Annotated in this window: 18 protein-coding genes; 7 read left to right on the top strand and 11 right to left on the bottom strand. The window is 46.8% G+C overall.

The annotated features are described in order from the left end of the window. Positions 1-32 precede the first annotated feature (32 nt). The 5 genes from SPIGRAPES_RS12715 (at position 33) to SPIGRAPES_RS12695 (ending at position 5,290) form a co-directional block, all read left to right on the top strand. Positions 33-779, top strand: coding sequence for a 6-phosphogluconolactonase (locus SPIGRAPES_RS12715; RefSeq protein ID WP_014271152.1), 747 nt, complete (start codon positions 33-35; stop codon positions 777-779). A 102-nt stretch (positions 780-881) separates the two neighbouring features. After that, complete coding sequence (gene uxuA, locus SPIGRAPES_RS12710) at positions 882-1,955, top strand: mannonate dehydratase (protein WP_014271151.1); 1,074 nt, start codon at positions 882-884, stop codon at positions 1,953-1,955. A 13-nt stretch (positions 1,956-1,968) separates the two neighbouring features. Beyond that, positions 1,969-2,661: a GntR family transcriptional regulator gene (locus SPIGRAPES_RS12705; protein ID WP_245535435.1), complete on the top strand. Its 693-nt coding sequence runs from the start codon at positions 1,969-1,971 to the stop codon at positions 2,659-2,661. A 25-nt stretch (positions 2,662-2,686) separates the two neighbouring features. Further along, on the top strand, positions 2,687-4,294 hold the full coding sequence (locus SPIGRAPES_RS12700) for a mannitol dehydrogenase family protein (RefSeq protein ID WP_014271149.1): 1,608 nt from the start codon (positions 2,687-2,689) through the stop codon (positions 4,292-4,294). A gap of 69 nt (positions 4,295-4,363) precedes the next feature. Beyond that, positions 4,364-5,290 (top strand): YitT family protein, encoded by a 927-nt coding sequence (locus SPIGRAPES_RS12695; RefSeq protein WP_014271148.1) that lies wholly within the window; start codon positions 4,364-4,366, stop codon positions 5,288-5,290. On the opposite strand, the gene SPIGRAPES_RS12690 is transcribed toward SPIGRAPES_RS12695, so the two are convergent. Next, positions 5,249-5,929, bottom strand: coding sequence for an LrgB family protein (locus SPIGRAPES_RS12690; protein ID WP_014271147.1), 681 nt, complete (start codon positions 5,927-5,929; stop codon positions 5,249-5,251). The genes SPIGRAPES_RS12695 and SPIGRAPES_RS12690 overlap by 42 nt on opposite strands. After that, positions 5,922-6,293 (bottom strand): CidA/LrgA family protein, encoded by a 372-nt coding sequence (locus SPIGRAPES_RS12685; RefSeq protein ID WP_014271146.1) that lies wholly within the window; start codon positions 6,291-6,293, stop codon positions 5,922-5,924. Before SPIGRAPES_RS12685 ends, SPIGRAPES_RS12690 begins: the two co-directional genes overlap by 8 nt. A gap of 70 nt (positions 6,294-6,363) precedes the next feature. On the opposite strand from SPIGRAPES_RS12685, the gene SPIGRAPES_RS12680 reads away from it, so the two are divergent. Then, a complete protein-coding gene (locus SPIGRAPES_RS12680) occupies positions 6,364-6,867 on the top strand; it encodes a nitroreductase family protein (RefSeq protein WP_014271145.1) in 504 nt (167 codons plus the stop codon). 15 nt (positions 6,868-6,882) lie between these two features. On the opposite strand, the gene SPIGRAPES_RS12675 is transcribed toward SPIGRAPES_RS12680, so the two are convergent. The 5 genes from SPIGRAPES_RS12675 to SPIGRAPES_RS12655 form a co-directional block, all read right to left on the bottom strand. Further along, positions 6,883-7,560 carry a GntR family transcriptional regulator gene (locus SPIGRAPES_RS12675; protein ID WP_014271144.1) on the bottom strand — a complete coding sequence of 226 codons (678 nt, stop codon included), beginning with the start codon at positions 7,558-7,560 and terminating at the stop codon, positions 6,883-6,885. 90 nt (positions 7,561-7,650) lie between these two features. Beyond that, complete coding sequence (uxuA, locus tag SPIGRAPES_RS12670; RefSeq protein ID WP_014271143.1) at positions 7,651-8,724, bottom strand: mannonate dehydratase; 1,074 nt, start codon at positions 8,722-8,724, stop codon at positions 7,651-7,653. A 142-nt stretch (positions 8,725-8,866) separates the two neighbouring features. Then, positions 8,867-10,156, bottom strand: a complete 1,290-nt coding sequence (locus SPIGRAPES_RS12665) for a TRAP transporter large permease (RefSeq protein ID WP_014271142.1) — start codon at positions 10,154-10,156, stop codon at positions 8,867-8,869. Between the two features lies 1 nt (position 10,157). Next, a complete protein-coding gene (locus SPIGRAPES_RS12660) occupies positions 10,158-10,661 on the bottom strand; it encodes a TRAP transporter small permease (protein WP_155816743.1) in 504 nt (167 codons plus the stop codon). Between the two features lie 145 nt (positions 10,662-10,806). Then, entirely contained in the window at positions 10,807-11,808 is a 1,002-nt protein-coding gene (locus tag SPIGRAPES_RS12655) for a C4-dicarboxylate TRAP transporter substrate-binding protein (protein WP_014271140.1), read from the bottom strand. A gap of 174 nt (positions 11,809-11,982) precedes the next feature. Between SPIGRAPES_RS12655 and SPIGRAPES_RS12650 the strand changes: the two genes are divergently transcribed. Next, entirely contained in the window at positions 11,983-13,032 is a 1,050-nt protein-coding gene (locus SPIGRAPES_RS12650; protein ID WP_014271139.1) for a DNA/RNA non-specific endonuclease, read from the top strand. 9 nt (positions 13,033-13,041) lie between these two features. Here the strand turns inward: SPIGRAPES_RS12650 and SPIGRAPES_RS12645 are convergent, their stop codons facing one another. The 4 genes from SPIGRAPES_RS12645 to SPIGRAPES_RS12630 form a co-directional block, all read right to left on the bottom strand. Beyond that, positions 13,042-15,063 (bottom strand): alpha-glucosidase, encoded by a 2,022-nt coding sequence (locus tag SPIGRAPES_RS12645; RefSeq protein ID WP_014271138.1) that lies wholly within the window; start codon positions 15,061-15,063, stop codon positions 13,042-13,044. Between the two features lie 2 nt (positions 15,064-15,065). Further along, entirely contained in the window at positions 15,066-15,908 is an 843-nt protein-coding gene (locus SPIGRAPES_RS12640) for a carbohydrate ABC transporter permease (RefSeq protein WP_014271137.1), read from the bottom strand. A 10-nt stretch (positions 15,909-15,918) separates the two neighbouring features. After that, entirely contained in the window at positions 15,919-16,662 is a 744-nt protein-coding gene (locus tag SPIGRAPES_RS12635) for a carbohydrate ABC transporter permease (protein ID WP_245535434.1), read from the bottom strand. Positions 16,663-16,880: 218 nt separating this feature from the next. Further along, positions 16,881-18,149 (bottom strand): ABC transporter substrate-binding protein, encoded by a 1,269-nt coding sequence (locus tag SPIGRAPES_RS12630; RefSeq protein ID WP_014271135.1) that lies wholly within the window; start codon positions 18,147-18,149, stop codon positions 16,881-16,883. Positions 18,150-18,536: the final 387 nt, after the last annotated feature.

Below are 18,536 nucleotides of genomic sequence, written 5' to 3'. Positions count from 1 at the left end.
ATTTTGAATCTATATACCTGCAAGAGGAACCTATGCGAATTACTATCTGCGATGACAAACACGACCTGGGCATGCAAGCCGCAAACCTAGGGGCAAATCTGATTAGGGAAGCAATCTCAAAGAAAGGGAGTGCAACCATTGTCCTCCCAACTGGCCTGAGCCAAACAGAAATGTATGACACCCTGGTCAAAGAGTCCATTCCTTGGGAAAAAGTAGAGGCTTTCCACCTCCATGAATATGTCGGGCTTCCTTCATCGAATCCAGCAAGCTTTCGCAGTTACCTGGAGTCTCATTTTATCGGGAAAGCAAAGAATCTCAAGGCCTTTCATGAAATTGAGGCCAACGCCCCCGACCTCAACGAAGAGCTTAAAAGATTGAATCACCTCATACAGGACAAAGAGATTGATGTACTGTTTCTCGGAATAGGCGAAAACGGATATATAGCTTTCAATGATCCACCGGCAAACCTCGAAACCAATGACCCCTTCATCCTGGTAAGCCTTGAGGAACGGTGCAGGCGCCAGCAAGTAAGCGAGAAATGGTTTGCGTCCTTGGAAGAAGTACCGACACAGGCGATTTCCATGTCTATACGGCAAATCCTGAAAGCAAACAATGTTATCTGTTCTGTTCCGGACCAGAGGAAGGCAAGGGCGGTGGCAATGTGCCTGTATGACCAAGTGTCCCCCTACGCTCCCTGCACGGTACTCAGGACGAAGGTTGCATGCAATTTATTTCTCGACAAACCCTCCTCCATGCTGATACTCGGCGACAGACGCTAATAAAAACCTCAAAGAAGCGTACAAAGGATAGGCGCTTTGTATCTTGCAACTAATATATTAGTATGTTAGATTGTAGTTGCAATTAACTCTGGAGGCACTCATATGAAAATGACTCTTCGTTGGTACGGTTCCAAATTCGATACGGTAACGCTCAAGCAAATCCGGCAGATTCCCGGTGTTGAAGGGGTTATCTCCACGCTCTACGACATCCCTGCGGGGCAAGTCTGGCCACAGGATAAAATCCATGCATTGAAAGAAGAAATAGAGGCCTCGGGTCTCAAACTTTTGGGAATAGAAAGTGTCAACGTACACGATGCGATCAAAATCGGCACCCCTGACCGTGACAAGTATATCGAAGCATATATCAAGTCCCTTGAAAACCTCGGGAAAGAGGACATCAAGATGGTATGCTATAACTTCATGCCGGTTTTTGACTGGACCCGTACAGACCTCGCAAAAATGCGGGAAGACGGGACTACCGTCCTTGCCTACGACCAGAAGGTTGTCGACACTATCGACCCTCAGACGTTCTTCAATCAGACAAATGACAATTCCAACGGATTCAGTATGCCAGGCTGGGAACCCGAGAGACTTGCAAAGGTCAAGGACCTGTTCGATGCCTACAAGGACGTCTCCGAAGATGATCTCTTCGACAATCTTGTCTATTTTTTAAAGGCCATCCAGCCTATTTGTGAAACCTATGGTATCAAAATGGCCATCCATCCCGATGACCCGGCTTGGCCTGTTTTCAATCTCCCCCGCATTATCACCAGCAAGGAAAAAATCCTCAAAGTGATGCATGCAGTCGATGCACCCTTCAACGGCCTTACCTTCTGTGCAGGATCTTTTGGTACCAACCCCAACAACGACTTGCCCGGAATCATTCGCGCTCTGCCCGGGAGAATCCATTTTGCCCATGTACGAAACCTCCACCATTATGCCCCGGGGGTTTTCGAGGAAGCTGCACACCTTTCCCGCGACGGTTCCTTTGACCTCTATGAAATCTGCAAGGCACTGCATGACATCGGATTCGATGGTCCTGTCAGACCCGACCATGGCCGCATGATCTGGGGTGAGGTTGCAATGCCCGGCTATGGCCTGTATGACCGTGCCCTCGGGGCTGAATATATCCTGGGTCTTTTCGAGGCAATTGAAAAGAATTCAGAGCGGAACTGAAATGGCACAGGTAATGAGAATTACAGCTTCTGAGGAAATCTACCAGAAATTACGCAACGAGATCCTTTCGCTCCGGTTTGAACCGGGGCAAGAGCTGGACCTGCAATTGTTATGTTCACAATTGCAAGTCAGCCGGTCTCCGGTGCGCGATGCCCTCATGAAACTCAGCGGGGACAACCTGGTGGATATTTTCCCCCAAAAAGGCACGAGAGTCTCCTGCATAGATTTAAAGCAGGTTGAGGAAGAGCGCTTTCTTCGTAAAAGCCTGGAAGAAAGTGCTGTTCGAAAATTTGTCCCAATTGCCCAAGGCAAGGATATTGCTTTGATGGAAAATGCCATTGAAATGCAGAAGAAAGCAATGGAAGCCAAAGATTTCATCCAGTTTCTGGAATTTGACGATACGTTCCATTCCATAATTTTTGCAGGAATCTATATGGAAAGGCTCTGGGATATCACCAAAAACCAAGGAGGCAACCATCACAGGATCAGGTTGCTCTCGTTCGCGGAGAAAGATGTCCTGGGCAATATTATCGACCAGCATAAAGCCATGCTGGAAGCAATCAGACAAAAAGACCTGGAGAAGGTGCTTGCCATTGAGAACAACCATCTCGAGAAATTATTGAAAGAAACAGAGCTCATGATGCTAAGGCATCCCAATTATTTCAAGAAAGAAATGCCCTCGGCATTCCTTATCCCAAAGAACTGATATACATGTTTAGGAGAAGACCCATATGAAATTGAATGCAAAGAGTTTGGCCGATAGTGCGGCCTGGGAAGCAAAAGGCTTCGGTATCCCAAAATTCAATCGGGAAGCAATGATTGAGCAGACTCTGGAAAACCCGACCTGGATTCATTTCGGAGCCGGCAATATCTTCCGTGGTTTTCCGGCAGCCTTGCAGCAGAGTCTGCTTGAAACAGGGAAAAGCAAAACCGGTATCATCGTAGGCGAAGGGTTCGACTATGAGATAATTGATAAGATCTACCAGAAGAATGACAACCTCACCCTGATGGTAACCCTCAAGAGCGACGGTTCCATTGACAAACAGGTCATTGCCTCAGTGGCAGCTGCCTATAAATGCGACCCCCAGTTTACAACCGAATGGGAAGCCTTCAAGAAAGCCTTTTGCAATCCCTCACTCCAGATGGCTACCTTTACTATCACCGAGAAAGGCTATGGTTTGAAAGGTGGGAACGGTGAATACTACCCTGCCATGCTTGCCGACTTTGCCAATGGCCCGAAAGCTCCTTCCATGTTCCTTTCAAAACTCACTGCCCTTGTCTATGAACGCTATCTGGCAAACAAAGCACCCCTTACGCTGTTAAGCATGGACAACTGCTCGCATAACGGTGAAAAACTCCAGAATGCGGTTATGACCATAGCAGGGCAATGGATTGCAAACGGATTGGCAGAAAGTGGATTCGAACACTATCTCAAAACTAGCGTAACCTTCCCTTGGTCGATGATAGATAAAATCACCCCGCGCCCTGACGCAAATGTCAAGGCCATGCTCGAGAAAGACGGTTTCGAGGATACCGAGCTCGTCATTACCGACAAGCACACCTATATTGCCCCGTTCGTGAATGCCGAGGAATGCCAATATCTGGTAGTCGAGGACACCTTCCCCAATGGCCGGCCACACCTCGAAGATACCGGGGTATATTTTACCGACCGCGATACAGTCAACAAGGTTGAGAAGATGAAGGTCTGCACCTGTCTCAACCCATTGCATACAGCCCTGGCAATCTATGGCTGCCTGCTTGGATACACCTTGATCGCAGATGAAATGAAAGACCCGATCCTCAACAAACTTGTCCATATTATCGGATACGTCGAGGGTATGCCGGTGGTTGTCGATCCCAAGATCCTCGACCCCAGGCAATTTATCGGTGAAGTTCTGGAAAAGCGTATCCCCAACCCGTTTATGCCTGACACCCCCCAGCGCATCGCCACCGATACTTCCCAGAAGCTGGGAATCAGATTCGGGGAAACCATCAAGGCCTATATGGCAAATGACAAGCTTAACCTTGAAGACTTGAACATGATCCCTCTGGTATTCGCCGGGTATCTCCGTTACCTGATGGGCGTCGATGATGAAGGGCAAACGTTCACCCCAAGCTCCGACCCGAGACTCGAGCAGGAGATGGCGTACGTCAAGGATATCAAGCTAGGCGACAAGGGACCTTTCACGGAATCGCTCAAGCCGATACTCAGTGATGAATCGATCTTCGGTGTCGACCTCTATGCAATTGGTATGGGAAAGCTTGTAGAAAGCTATTTTACCGAAATGGTAGCAGCAAAAGGAGCTATTCGTTCAACTTTGGAAAAATATGTAAAGTAGTGCAATCGCCTCTGTTGTCCACAGGAACAATACCAAGTATCCTGTGGGCATTGAGAGGATTTTAAAGCTATGCATGTACCTTCTGTACGAACGTTCTCGAAAGCTTTTTATATAGCCTTGGGAACCTGCGTTGCCGGGTTTTCCATTGCCACGTTCATCACCCCTGCCAAGATTGCAAGCGGTGGAGTCAATGGTATTTCCATTATTCTGTTTCACGTCATGGGGTGGGACCCTGGAATCACCATATTATGTATCTCTATACCGCTGTTTGCCATAGGGCTCAGGGTTTTCGGCAAGTTATACGGCCTGTCCAGTCTTGCCGGGACCCTGCTGCTTTCTTTTTGGGTCAGCCTGTTCGGCCGGCTGACCGAGTATAAGGGATTCCTCCCCTATAGCGATAGGATGGATACCCTGCTCTCTGCGATTTTCGGGGGAGTATTGCTTGGAAGCGGCATCGGGATTGTCATGCGCGCCGGGGCAAATACCGGGGGTACCGATATCATTGCCCAGATAGTCAACCGTTTCACCCCTATCCCGCTCGGCACTGCCCTGTTCCTCACCGATGCCTTGGTCATAATAATCGGAGCCTTTGTCTTCGGTTTTGAACGGGCATTATTTGCCGTTATCACCCTCTACCTCTCCGGCCAGATGATCAATTTCGTCGTGATGAGCCTTGGAACAAAATATGCAAAGACAGCTTATATTGTCAGTGAAAAACATGAGGCGATAGGTCAGAGGATTATCAAGGAACTCAACCATGGGGGTACGATTCTCAACGGGGTCGGAATTTTTACCGGAAAAACCAGGACCATGCTTTTAGCTGTCGTACACAACCAGGAAATCAATCTATTGACCCAGATTGTGCATGAGGAAGATCCCAACGCCTTTATGTTCGTACACGAGACGTACCAAGCCCTCGGGCAAGGCTTCGTCCCGATGGAAAGAATCGCACTGTCAGAGAAAAAGCGGCGCAAGCAAAACAGTACAAAGGCCTGAGAAACTTATTGCGATACTGCTCATCGCACCTTGTACCTTCCCCATTTCCAAAGCTTTGCTCGTACCGACTGCATGGCTGCAGGAGCCAATAGCCACACCTTGTGCGACAGGGTCTTTTACCCTGAACAGTTTTACGAGGACCGGGGCAAAGATATTTCCGGATATTCCAGTTATGATAACCATAGCTATAGTCAGGGCCTGTACCCCTCCCAGCTGTTGTGACACAGCCAACGCTATGGGGGTTGTCACGGATTTTGGAAGCATGGAGGCCAAAACGACTTCATCAAGACCTAACCACCTGCTCATCAAAGCAATGGTGCCCATGGAAGCGATGCTTCCGGTGAATGTGCCCAGTAGAATTGGTAGCAAGTTCTCTGCAACGATTGCTCTCTGTCTGTAGATAGCCATGGCAAGGACTGCAGTCGCAGGTCCCAAAAACATGGCAATAATAGTTCCTCCCTCATCATAAGAGGAAAGGGGAATGTCAAAGACAACCAGAAAAGCGCCTGACAGGAACATGGCAATGGCAAGGGGGTTTACCAAAGGATGCCTGGTGATTCTGAAGAGAAACATCCCTATGGCGTAGGTTGCAATGGAGAGGGCAATACCAAAGAGCGGGTTGGAAAACAATTCAGTCATGGGTCGGGTTCCTCCAATGGTTTAGGAGTTTGCTAACCAAAACTACGGTCCAGCTACTTACCACAAAACAAGCCAGCAGCGAAACAATCGAGATTACCAGCAACTGCCACCATACACTTTTGAGCAAATCGAAGTGTTCTATGATCCTGACTCCCGAGGGAATAAAAAAGAAAGTCATGTTTGTCAGAAGGAAATCTGCAGGTTTGTCGATATGCCGTTCTTTCAAAATTCCTGTGAGCAGGAAAAAGAAAACCAAGATCATACTGACGATGCTACCGGGGAGCGCAAAAGGAAGGAGAGACGATAGCCACTCCCCCAACAAGCACACTCCAAAGAGGATTCCAATTTGCGATAGTATTTTCATTGGTTGTAACATACCCTATTGGAATGGAAAATGTGAAGAGGTATAATTCCTATTACTGGAGAATTAAAAAATGAATGAAGTTATGAAATCCATACTTTCCCGAAGGAGCATCCGCTCATTCCAAGAGAAGCAGGTCGAGAACGAAAAACTGGACCTGGTTCTCCAAGCTGCAATCAATGCTCCCAACGGGATGCACCAGGAACCCTGGCATTTTACCGTCCTGCAAAGCCCTGGACTTCTGAGAAAACTGGATACCCTAGTGGCAGGGGAAGGCAAATCGTTCTTCTACCATGCCCCAACCCTGGTTATTGTCTCCATCGAACAAGGCAATCGTTTCGCCCAGGCAGACACTGCCTGTGCCATGACAAACATGATGCAAGCTGCCCATTCCCTTGGTCTAGGTTCCGTGTGGTGCAACCGTATCAACGGAAACAGTGAATTGGACACGAAACTCAGCGAATACGGGGTCCCCGAAGGCTTCCAGGTCACTGCCACTCTTGCCTTAGGCTATGCACAGGGAAGCGAGAGTGAAGCAAGAAAGCCTAAGGAAGGGACGATTTCCTATGTAAGGTAACCGTCCGCTTAGTTTCTAGGCTTTAAAATAGGCCGGGTATTTTGTCCTGATGAAATTCTCATCGATTTTATATCGGGACAAATGCTTGGTCATCAGAGCTTCAGCTTTCTCTGGATCCTTCTCATAGATTGCCTGGAGTATTTCTATATGGTCTTCAACAATCTTTATATCCTTGATAGTCGATAAGCTCATACTCCTGACCCTGTCAAAATGCGAAGTCATACTGTTCATAAGTTGGTAGGTCTGCATTCTGTTTGCCAGTGAAAACAATTCCCTATGAAAGTCATTATCCAGTTCAAGCAACTTAAAGGGCTCATTATGCTCCACATAAAATTCCTGCAGCCTGATTTTTTCCTGCAAGCAAGCATATGCTTCCTTTGAAATTCCCCCGCATAACAACTTAACGATTGCACACTCAAGGACCAACCGAATGAATCGTGATTCCTCTACCATGCTATAGTCGATAAGAGAAATACGACTACCCTTCTGTGGCAGGATCTCTACCAGATTGGTTTTTCCCAATTCCATCAGAGCCTCTCGAACCGGTGTTCGCGAAAGTCCAAGAATTGCAGCGATTTCGCTCTCGCTGACCAGAGATCCCGGAGCAAGTTCAAGATTGATTATATTTTTCTTTATGGTGCGAGAAGCAAATTCCCTTGCTGTTTCCCTTGCGGTTCTCTCTGTTACTATCATTACCCTTTTTTTCCTATCCCTTTTGAAAACATTCTCTGTTAAAAATACAGCTTATCTGTCCTGATTTCCATGTATTTCATTTCGGATCTTCTATTTTGCCATTTTTCCTATTGCTTCCCATAGTCCGAGAAGATAGGACGCTCCCAAAGCCCTGTCATAGAGACCATACCCGGGACGGGCTTTTTCACCCCAGATCATCCTTCCGTGATCAGGTCGAATATACCCGTCAAAGCCAGTATCCAAAAGTGCCTTGCATATCTCAAACATATCCAAATCCCCACAGGAGGAAAGATGGGCGCTCTCATCGAAATCCTTTTTATCAAGATGCTTTATGTTGCGGAGATGGGCAAAATGAATTCGATTGGTTTTCCCAAACTCAGTTATCATTGAAGGAAGATCATTGTCCATATTGCTTCCCAAACTACCCGTACAGAAGGTCAATCCATTGTTTTCACTGGAGTTGAGATTCAAAAAAGTACGGATATGCTCAGCATCGATGATTACCTTGGGCAAACCATACAAGGGCCAGGGTGGGTCATCCGGATGAATTGCCAGCTTTATCCCAGAAGCTTCGGCAACAGGAATCACTGCATCCAGAAAATATTTCATGTTTTTCCAATAGTCATCTTCTGTAAACTGCTGGTAAAACTCAATATCCGCAGCCATCGCAGACAACCGTTCGCTTTCCCATCCGGGAAGGGAAAAACCCAATGCCTTTTTCTTCATTTCCTGGGCCATACGATCAGGATTCATTTTCAGAACCTGCTCATGCCGGTACGACAAGACAGTAGAACCATCAGCAAGGGAGAAAGCGAGATCGCTTCTGGCCCAGTCCAAAACCGGCATAAAATTATAACACAGACAGCGAACCCCAGCTTTCCCAAGATTCTGTATCGTCTCAATATAATTGTTAATATACCGGTCTCGGGAGGGAAAGCCTTTTTTGATATCCTCATGGATATTCACACTTTCAATAACCTCCATCTCAAGACCTGCTTCAGTAACTTCCTGCTTTACTCTCTCAATTTCCACTGAATGCCAGATTTCCCCTACGGGAATTTTGGGCAAACAGGTAGCAACCCCGCTAACCCCTGGGATTTGTCGTATCTGCTGTAATGTTACGCTGTCATCCCCATGGGGAAACCAACGGAGTACCATCTTCATATTTTCGTATCCCTCCTGGGGTTCTTCTTATATCAAGACTACGCTCTAGGGATTCTCTCTTCACGGGAAATACCAACGGACCTGGAAGACCAGGTACCTGTTGGCAGCAACCGAAGCCGAACGAATCCCTAGGGAGAAAAAACTACATTGCCACACCGAATACCAAGTTAGGAATAAACAAGGATACTTGGGGAAACAACATAATGACCAGCACAACCGCCAGGATTGCCACAAAGAAAGGAAGTGAGGCTTTTGCTGTTTCCTCAGGTGAACATTCCATGATGGAGGAGGTCGTATAGAGGGCAATCCCTACCGGCGGGGTCATGATCCCCATAGTCGTAACAGTCATCATGACAATGCCGAAATGTACAGGGTCGATTCCCAACGAAGTAACGACCGGAAGCAAAATCGGAGTCAAAAGCAGCGCTACAACCGTTGTTTCAACAAACATACCGGAAATGGTAAGCAATAAAACTATCAGAAAGAGCATGAGCGTAGGGTTACTGGTAATCCCTATCAACGCCGAAGCAATTACCTGAGGTACCCTGTCATACACAATCCCATACCCAAACACCCCGCTAAGGGCCAGGATAAGGGTAACTACCGCGATATCCTTGGTACTGTCCTTCAAGGTCTGGAGAAATATTTTCAACGTGAGTTCTTTGTAAATTACAGAACCTACAAAGATAGCATAGATTGCTGCAAAGGCTCCCGATTCCGAAGGGGTCATAATCCCGAACCGGATAAAAACAATCAACAAAACAGGAAAAAGCAGAGCCCAGATTCCGTCGACCATGGCCATAAAAATCTCTTTGGGTGAAGATATTTTCTCGTGGTCCGGTTTATAGCCCCGTTTCCTTGCAGTAATAGAGGTTGCCAACATCAAGGCAATCATCATGATAAAACCAGGGATAATTCCTGCGGCGAACAATCTGCCAATGGAAACCTCACCTACAGATCCGTAGATGATCAGACCCATGGAAGGGGGAATTGTGGCGACTATCAAAGAAGACAGCCCATTTACCGCTGCAGACCAACCCCTGGAATACCCGCGTTTTACCATCTCAGGGCCAAGGATCCTCGATTCCATTGCCGCATCGGCATTTGCTGACCCTGAAACACCCCCCATAAGGGTAGATAGCACACAGGAAATCTGGCCGACATTCCCGTACATATGCCCGGTTACTACATCAGCGAGTTTCATCAGGCGTTTGGTAATCCCTGTATTGTTCATGAGGTTACCTGCAAAAATAAAAAGAGGGATTGCAAGCATAGTGAACGACTGGGTGGTTGCCAATACTTTCTGAACGACGATGGTAAAAGGGAGACCTTGGGTTACCATGAAAAACGCGAGACCGGAAATACCAATGGCAAAAGCTACCGGCATCCCGAACAACAGAAGAAGGATAAAGACAATTGTTGCTACACCCATACTAGTTGTTTCCCCTTCCCTGTTCCCAGAATGAGACAGGTTTTTTTACAATTTCAACCAATCGGATACTCGAGGAGATAATCATCAAGAAAGCTCCGACAGGAACGCTGAGCGTACACCATGAATAACTTAACGGAAGAACTTGGAACAATCGTTTGGTATTCTGCAGACAAAGGGGAATACCGAAATATACCAACACTCCCAAAAACATGATGATCATTGAAAAAAACACAATTTTAATCATCTTCTGGGTTTTCCCTGGAAAATAATTGACCAATATCTCAACACCAATCAAATTGGTATTCCGTATGGCAATATCCCCACCGATGAAAACCTGCCAGGCAAATAGCAGCAAGGATATATCGACAGCCCAATTCAATGGCATATGCAAGGTCCTGGCAATTGCAGAGGTAAATACCAAAACAGTAATTGCCACAAGGAGCATGCTAGCCAGAAATTCTTCTGCCTTGCAGAATCTTTCGTATATGTTCTGAATTTTGTTCAAAGCCAAAAGCTCCCTTTTCCTGAATCCCCCTGGAAAAACCAGAAAATCCAAGATAATCATTCGTAGATAATTCGGTTTCCCGAAGGAAACCGAAAAAAGAGCCGGGGGCAAAAAACTACGGTGCCCCCAGCTAGTATGTTGTAGATTATTTACCGATCTGTGTGTAAATCTGTTTTCTGAGATCCGTAAAACCAAGCTTTTCGTAGGCTGCATCAGAGGCTTCCCTGAAGGCCGCTACATCCGGTTCAATAACGGTTACGCCATACCCGACCAATTGTTTCTCGATATCTGCAATTTTTGATTCAACATACCGGGCATTCTTCTCGCCGGCTTTCTTTGTTTCCTCAAGCAAAAGGCTCTGCAAGTCTGCAGGAAGCGTATTGAACCATTTCTCGCCGACAATCAAGCCATTAATCAGCTGGAAGTGTTCGGTCTTGTCCATATATTTGAGGACTTCGTAGATCCTTGAACCAAGGGCAGAAGTCAACTGAACTTCACAGCCATCAACAGCTTTTGACTGAACCGCGGAATAGGTTTCGCCCCAAGGCATGGCAACGGGGGTACCACCAAGGGCGGCAATACTCTGTGCCCAGGCAGGTGCACCGGGGGTGCGAATTCTCAAACCCTTCAAATCGGCAGGGGTCTCTACGATTTTATTGGTAAAGAAACTTCTTGCACCGTCATACCAGTTAAAAGACAGGATACGGATACCATTCTCCTGTGCAAGTTCTTTCTCCCATCCAGCAAAGATTTCACTCTGGGTGACTTTCAATACGTCATCATAGTTGTTTGCAAAATAGGCCATTCCGATGATTGCGATATCATTTACATAGTTGCCCATTCTGCCACCGTCAGTAAGAACGGCAACGTTGACACCCTGCAAGGCCTGTTCAATTACATCTTCGTCAGAACCAAGCTGGGCAGAAGGGTATACCTCAATGACCAAGCGACCATTGGATTTGGCCTTGACCGACTCTGCCAATTCCTTGAAGCCTTCAACCATCGGGGTTGTTTCATTGAGCTGTGTCGAAAGTTTCAAGGTATAGACCTTATCAGCCTTCTCTGATCCACCCTGTGCAAAGACAGAGGGAATACTCGTGGCAAGCAAAGCAACAATTGCCAGGATTCCGATAACATTCTTTTTCATACAGTCCTCCTAAAAGACTAAAACAAGCAAATCTGACTTACATACTAGTATGCTACCATTGCAATGATATTCTGTCAAACGGATTTGCAGCTTTTTTCAAGCCATAGTCAATCCCTAGGTTTTCCTTTCCCCGTATGCCCTATATACTCCCTACCATATAGGGAGATTGCTACCATGGGAAAAAGTAAAATCAAGAAGAGTCTGGATGCCAAGGTCAGTAAGGCTAAGAAACGCGGGAAACGGATTGCCCGGCTTTTAGTCATTTTACTTATCCTTTGGATCCTTACCCTAATCTTCGCACCGTCAGAAGCAAAATTCGAAGATTCTGCCATTTCCACAATCCAAGACCTTGAGCTTCCTGCCAGCAAAGACAATGACGAAATAATTTCCCATACCGGATATACACTCTGTTACGATGACAAGTATGAGCAAGCCCGTTGGGTTGCGTATGAATTGACCCGTGAGGAGCTTTACGGTTCGTTTGAACGAACTGACAATTTCCGACCCGACTTCAAAGCCCAATACGGTTCGGCGTCCCTGAATGATTACAAAGGCAGCGGATATGACCGAGGGCACCTTATCCCCGCAGCTGACTCAAACTGGTCGGCTGAGGCCATGGACGATTCTTTTTATCTGACTAACATGAGTCCCCAGGATCCGCAGTTCAACCGTGGGATATGGAGCAATCTGGAATCTGCGGTGCGAAATTTTGTCGATACAGACGGTGCACTCTATATTGTTACCGGACCGGTATTAACCGATGGGCCCTACGAAACTATCGGGAAAAACAAAGTGGCAGTACCCAAGCAATATTATAAGGTCCTGCTGGATTATACCGAACCCACTATCAAGGCCATAGCCTTTTTACTTCCCAACAAAGGATCCTCAGAACCTTTGGAATCGTTTGCTACCACCATAGACCAGGTGGAAGAACTGACCAAGTTGGATTTTTTTCCAAAGCTTCCCGATACGCAAGAATCAATGCTTGAAGGGTCCTACGATGTACAGGACTGGGATTTCGGGAACTTCCGATCTGATGCCAAGACCAAAAGCCAATATGCCTCTGTGGAAAAGAAAGTCATGAAAAAAGCAAGCCCTGTCTACACACTGGCGAAAAATACGCTTACCGGCATCCTTGTACTGGTCAAGAAAGAATCCTTGAGCCTAATAAAATCAATCGTTCCCGAAAATATCCTCGGGAACGTTACAAAAGCATTTGACTGACAGAAAGATTTAGGTCCTGTATTTGATTGAAATACCGGAAAACAATTCTGCAAAGGGGGAATCTTCCCGATAGAAGACGGCAGGACTCCCAATCGGGGTCTCAATGAGATGGTTCCCCGCTGTGTATCGCTTAGAGGAAAACAGGTGAACCCAGCTTTCATCTGGCAGGAATACCTTCCGCTGAACCTCGCCATTTTTCATCACAGGGGCAACAAAAAGGTCCCTTCCCAGAAGATACGAATCCTTGCACTCAAAAAAAGGCTCTTTTGGGTAATGGAGAAACACTGGCCTCATCAGGGGAATACCCTGCTCAGCGTTTTCTTTCACGCCATGCTGCAGATACGGTTTGAGGTCTTTATGCAGGCTTGCCATCCTGGCAAAAAGCCCAATGGTCTCTGCATCGCTATCGAACTGCCAGTTATCCTTAGGCCGATTCCCTTCATGGGTTCTCATCAGCGGGGTGAAGGCGGCAAACTCAGTCCAACGAAGCAACAACTCCTTGGTCCTCTTCATGCCATACAGGGTTGTATAACCACCGATATCGCTGTGCTGCAACCCCATTCCGCTCATAGCCAGCGAAAGGGCGCTGGTAAGGACAGAAGGAAGCCCGTCATCTTCTGACCAATCGACATTCTGATCCCCGGCCCACATCATCGGACAGGAAGCAAGGCTTCTCGCATTCCCTGCGCGCATGAAAAAGAAACACTCGTCACTTTTGCCACTGTGCTCGATAGCCTCTTTGTTGACTTGCGCCCAGAAACCAGGCCATGCATTATGGGCTACCAAAGCAGAGCTTTTATCATAAAGGACAACGTCAGTAGGAAGATATTCCCCGAAATCAGCCATCCACCCGGACAATCCGAATCCAATGAGTTCCTTCTCGATAACGTCCCTATACCAGATTGCAGCTTCCCGGTTGGTAAAATCTACAATGGCTGCATCGAATTCACCGAAGTCTACGAGAAAGACGTTGCCTTCCTTGGTAAGGGCAAGAAAACCTTTTTTCTTGGCTTCGTTGAACAAAGGCCCATCTACGACAACATAGGGATTAATATAGCCTAGGAATCGAATCTGTTGCTTCATCAGCTCTGGAATGACTGTATCAAGGCCGGGATATAGGTTTTTATCCCATTGCCAGTTCCAACGGAGTCTTTTCCCGAAACTGGTATAATTTTCACCTTCCCAGTCCTGAGCCCAGATACCGGTGACAGGAACATTGGCTTTCTGCATGGCGTCAAGCTTTGCAAGACAGGTACCCGTTCCTCCCTGGATTCCCAATATAACCCCGTCATACACCCAGGAGGGAAGTTCTCCTTGACGCCCAAGCAAAGCCGAAACATCCTGGACTACCTCCAGAAGAGTTGGTTTTGTACTGATAGTCAAAGAAGACGGCACATCCCAGAACCTAAGGCGGTGGCATAGGGGTCGGGAGAAATCAAACAAAGCGTACCCATAGGTTTCAGCATGCAAAAAATAGGATCTACTCGAAACAAAGGTGGGTTGCGGATAGAACGTGGTATGGTAATCACCACCTGCCCTGTCTTCACGGTCGGCAATCTGGGTGATATTCGTATTCTTGTTTCTCCCTACTCCCTGCTCCCCTGTCCAAAGGGGAAATTGCTTACCCCTCAGGTCGAGAAACGAAAACTGCTCGCCACAACCATAGATATGCTCATCATCATTGGCTACCAGGCACAGTTCAATCCTGTTGTAGGATTCTGGAATCGCAGAAAAGGAAATCTCGATTCTCCCTGCTTTCTCAATGAGAATACAGGTGAGCCTGTTTTCCCCATTGCTGAAGACAATCTTATAGTAAACCCGGCCTTCCTCCAAAACCTCGGAAAGGGAATACTCTTTCAAAGGGAGCGTCTCGTTCAGGCTATCCTCGATAAAGAAGTTGCCGCGATACATATCTATGGATTCAGCTCCCTTATAGAGCGTAACAAATGGTGTTTGCGGGCTATGGTTTATCAAAACCAACTTACCGTAGGAAACAACCAAACGATCCTGCTCCATCGTACAACTAATCATATTTAGCCTTTAACCCCTCCGGCGGTAAGTCCGCCGATAATCTTGTCATGCAGCATCACATATCCGACAACACTCGGGATAATGGTAATGATAACTGCAGCATACATACTGCTGTAATCGGTAATGAACTGGCTTGAGAAGAACTTGATCCCAAGCTGGATAGTCCTTGCCTCAATACTGGATGTCAACAACATGGCCATGAGGAATTCATTCCAGGAATAGATGAAACAAAAAGTCCCTGCAGTGACTAGCCCCGAACGTGACAAAGGAAGAATAATCTTGGTGAAACGCTTGAGAAAACCACAGCCATCGATAATCGCCGCCTCTTCAAGTTCCTTGGGAATGCTTTTCATGAAAGCAGTAACCAAAAAGATGGAAACGGGGATATTGACCGCAGTATAGACAAGGATCAACGCAAAAAGGGTGTTGTAAAGACCGGTATGGGTTATCAGGGAAAAGTAGGGAACCATAAATGAAATAACTGGTACCAAAACCCCTGCAGTCAAAACAGTATAGATTATATCCCTACCCTTGAAGTGTTCCCTGGAAAGGATGAAACCGGCCATAGCCGTAACCAGCATATTCAGGATTACCGCACAGGCAGCGACAAAAACCGAATTGAACAACAATCGGGGAAGACTCGCCATGGCCAAGGCATTTTTATAGTTCGACCACTGCAATTTCTCAGGCAGTCCAAAAGGGGAAACCTGTAATTCGAGGTTTGTCCTGAGCGAACTGATAAAGAGCCAGATAAGAGGAAGCAGTGCAAGGGCCAGCAGCACAAGCAACAGAATCCATTTGAGCGTATTGCCAAAAACCCATAGGGTACTATGTTTTACTTTCATACCAAGCCTCCTACTGTGCCATATCGCTCATCGGGTCAGATTTCCCGAAGAGCTTTCTGAGAAGCGTAATGACCACCGTACCCAACAAGATGAGGAATACGCCGGCAGTACTAGCTTCGCTGTAACGCAGGGCATCCATCTTCAGGTACAGGTCAATACCCATGGTGGTTGTCGAATAGGCAGGGCCTCCCCCTGTCATCAGGAAGGTGGACTCAAAATGCCTCATTCCATAAGCCATTGCCAACGTCATGGTAGTGATCAGGCTTCCGCGTAACATGGGGAGGGTGATATGAATCTCCTGTTGCAGGGTATTCGCCCCATCAATCTCTGCTGCTTCGTAGAGGGAACGGGAAATATTCATCGCAGAGGCAAGGAGAACTATCATAAAGTAACCAATATAGATAACGGTCTGGAAAATAACAGAAAACAAGGCAGTATCGGGATTCCCGAGCCAGTTTTTGCTTTCCATGCCGAACAGTTTTTCCAAAATAAAATTCAAGGGTCCTGTGACATTGTAAATGGCAACCCAGACCATCGCCAAGGCTACTGTCGAGATTACATTGGGAAGGTAATACACCGTCCTCAGGAATTTCCAGCCTTTCGGCTTACGAACAAGAATCATGGCAACGAGACAGGCAAGGGGAACCTGTATGAAACCTTGGCAGAGAGCCCAGATGATGTTGTTTCCAAGGGCTTTTCTGAAAGTAGGGTCTGAGAGTAATTTCACATAGTTGTGTAATCCGTTGAATTTCATGGAACCAATGCCACGCCAAGAAGTGAAACTGGTAAAAATGGTGAAAACGAACGGGTAAAGATAAAAGAAAAAGAAGAACAGGAAAACAGGAAGGAGGAAAAGTATCCTTCCACCCCAAATTGTTCTACCTCGTTTGCTGTTTGCCTGCATGTTTGGACTCCTCAGAAAAAGGGGGAATTGAAGCCACCATCATTGCTTGATGGTGGCTATAAAGACTTTTAGCGTTCAATCTTCCTGTCAACCAGGGCACAGAATTCTTCAGGGGTGATATTCCCCAGGGCAAGGGCACCAAGCTGCTGGGCAAACTCAAGGGTAACTTCGGCACCAAGGGCTGCCTCAAGGTCGAAAGAGGTTGCAGAAACAGAATTGGCCAGTTCATAGAACTGCTTCTGGAGCGGTTTGACGGGCATGTAACCGGACTTGATTGCAAACATTGCACCAGAGGATTCTGCAATGCGGGCGATACTTGCCTTGCTGGTCAAATACTTCATGAACTCAAGGATAGCTGCTTCTTTAGCCTTGTCATTCGTTGAGGCTGCACAGATATTTGCCTGCAGGCGGCTGATCATGAAATCAGAGGTTGACCCGGCAGGGGCAAGCTTGTCAATCTTGATCGAATTGAAGAACGGGGTAGCCGCAAGGTCTGCACGACCGGCATACCAAGGTCCGTTGGAGAACACGGCAGTGCGTCCGGCAAGGAAATGCCCGCCGCTTCCACCTGCACCGAGGCCTACTGCATCAGCGGTAGAATAATCGGTAATTACCTTCTTCAAGATGGTAGCTGCCTGGACGAAAGCAGGATCAGTAAAGGGTTTGTCCCAGACATTGACTCCGCCGAGGGAGACTGCAAGGTGGGAGAACCAAATCATGGAAGTCCAAGCGTTTGTATCGCCAGTCATCTGACTCGAAGGGGCAATTCCTGCAGCCTTCAGCTTGTCGAATGCGCTCATCAACTCATCCATGGTCTTTGGTACTGAGGTAACACCGACTGACTTGAAAGCGTCCATGTTGTACCAGATGGGCAGAATGGCAACTTCCATCGGGAGGGATCTGAGAACACCATCTACGGTTGACTGGGCCAAAGAGCCTGCGTCAAAGGTTGACTTCCACTCGGAATCCATTACTTTTGCGAAGTCCATTAGCAATTTTGACTGGTAGAACGTAGCAGTTGTAGGATTGAATTTGATCGTGAAGATATCCGCAGGGGCCTGGCCGGCTGCCAGGGAAGTACGGACTTTCTGTTCATACGCATTGTAATCGGGCTGAGGCTCGATGACAACTTTGATTTTTCCTGCATTTGCGGCGTTGAATTCATTCACCAATGCCTCTACTGCAGGGGCCTTGCTATCATTGCCTACCCAGATGCTTGCCCATCGAAGTTCAACTTCCTTCGGGGTTGATGCTTCGGTTTGCCCCTGTGCGAACAGAGGGAAAACCAACGAAAGAACTACGAGCAACACTGCCAGTGTCTTTGATTTACGCAACATAAGAATCTCCTTTTGTATTTAGTTTCTTATAGAAAGTAATTTCACTATATCAGTGTAACCATGGTTTTTACTGACTGTCAATGTTTTTTTCTAAATACAAATATTCATAAACATTCAATTACGACCAAATACATTAAGAAATCAACAGTGGCACTCTAATATTCACTAAATATTTACCAGAATTCATTACGAATGTTGTAAAAATCTTACTTAAAATCACTATCTGAATGGTACAACACGCAAATGTAGATTGGAATATTCCTGCCTGCCTTTCCCCAAAGGGAAACCATTCAAAAACCTCCCAAGAAGCTACATCCAAGACATCGATTGAAATCAATGGAAAAAGCCGAACCAACCATCTGTAACGTAATTGGGTTCAAAGATTTT

The sequence above is a fragment of the Sphaerochaeta pleomorpha str. Grapes genome, assembly GCF_000236685.1.
GTDB lineage: Bacteria > Spirochaetota > Spirochaetia > Sphaerochaetales > Sphaerochaetaceae > Sphaerochaeta > Sphaerochaeta pleomorpha.
Note: the sequence above shows the minus strand (reverse complement) of the source record. Positions and strands in the feature narration are given on the sequence as shown.

What these genes read in the sequence shown, in the direction of transcription:
- SPIGRAPES_RS12715 (WP_014271152.1), top strand. Translation starts at nt 33, where the DNA reads ATGCGAATTACTATCTGCGATGACAAACACGACCTGGGCATGCAAGCC.
- uxuA (WP_014271151.1), top strand. Translation starts at nt 882, where the DNA reads ATGAAAATGACTCTTCGTTGGTACGGTTCCAAATTCGATACGGTAACG.
- SPIGRAPES_RS12705 (WP_245535435.1), top strand. Translation starts at nt 1,969, where the DNA reads ATGAGAATTACAGCTTCTGAGGAAATCTACCAGAAATTACGCAACGAG.
- SPIGRAPES_RS12700 (WP_014271149.1), top strand. Translation starts at nt 2,687, where the DNA reads ATGAAATTGAATGCAAAGAGTTTGGCCGATAGTGCGGCCTGGGAAGCA.
- SPIGRAPES_RS12695 (WP_014271148.1), top strand. Translation starts at nt 4,364, where the DNA reads ATGCATGTACCTTCTGTACGAACGTTCTCGAAAGCTTTTTATATAGCC.
- SPIGRAPES_RS12690 (WP_014271147.1), bottom strand. Translation starts at nt 5,929, where the DNA reads ATGACTGAATTGTTTTCCAACCCGCTCTTTGGTATTGCCCTCTCCATT.
- SPIGRAPES_RS12685 (WP_014271146.1), bottom strand. Translation starts at nt 6,293, where the DNA reads ATGAAAATACTATCGCAAATTGGAATCCTCTTTGGAGTGTGCTTGTTG.
- SPIGRAPES_RS12680 (WP_014271145.1), top strand. Translation starts at nt 6,364, where the DNA reads ATGAATGAAGTTATGAAATCCATACTTTCCCGAAGGAGCATCCGCTCA.
- SPIGRAPES_RS12675 (WP_014271144.1), bottom strand. Translation starts at nt 7,560, where the DNA reads ATGATAGTAACAGAGAGAACCGCAAGGGAAACAGCAAGGGAATTTGCT.
- uxuA (WP_014271143.1), bottom strand. Translation starts at nt 8,724, where the DNA reads ATGAAGATGGTACTCCGTTGGTTTCCCCATGGGGATGACAGCGTAACA.
- SPIGRAPES_RS12665 (WP_014271142.1), bottom strand. Translation starts at nt 10,156, where the DNA reads ATGGGTGTAGCAACAATTGTCTTTATCCTTCTTCTGTTGTTCGGGATG.
- SPIGRAPES_RS12655 (WP_014271140.1), bottom strand. Translation starts at nt 11,808, where the DNA reads ATGAAAAAGAATGTTATCGGAATCCTGGCAATTGTTGCTTTGCTTGCC.
- SPIGRAPES_RS12650 (WP_014271139.1), top strand. Translation starts at nt 11,983, where the DNA reads ATGGGAAAAAGTAAAATCAAGAAGAGTCTGGATGCCAAGGTCAGTAAG.
- SPIGRAPES_RS12645 (WP_014271138.1), bottom strand. Translation starts at nt 15,063, where the DNA reads ATGATTAGTTGTACGATGGAGCAGGATCGTTTGGTTGTTTCCTACGGT.
- SPIGRAPES_RS12640 (WP_014271137.1), bottom strand. Translation starts at nt 15,908, where the DNA reads ATGAAAGTAAAACATAGTACCCTATGGGTTTTTGGCAATACGCTCAAA.
- SPIGRAPES_RS12635 (WP_245535434.1), bottom strand. Translation starts at nt 16,662, where the DNA reads ATGAAATTCAACGGATTACACAACTATGTGAAATTACTCTCAGACCCT.
- SPIGRAPES_RS12630 (WP_014271135.1), bottom strand. Translation starts at nt 18,149, where the DNA reads ATGTTGCGTAAATCAAAGACACTGGCAGTGTTGCTCGTAGTTCTTTCG.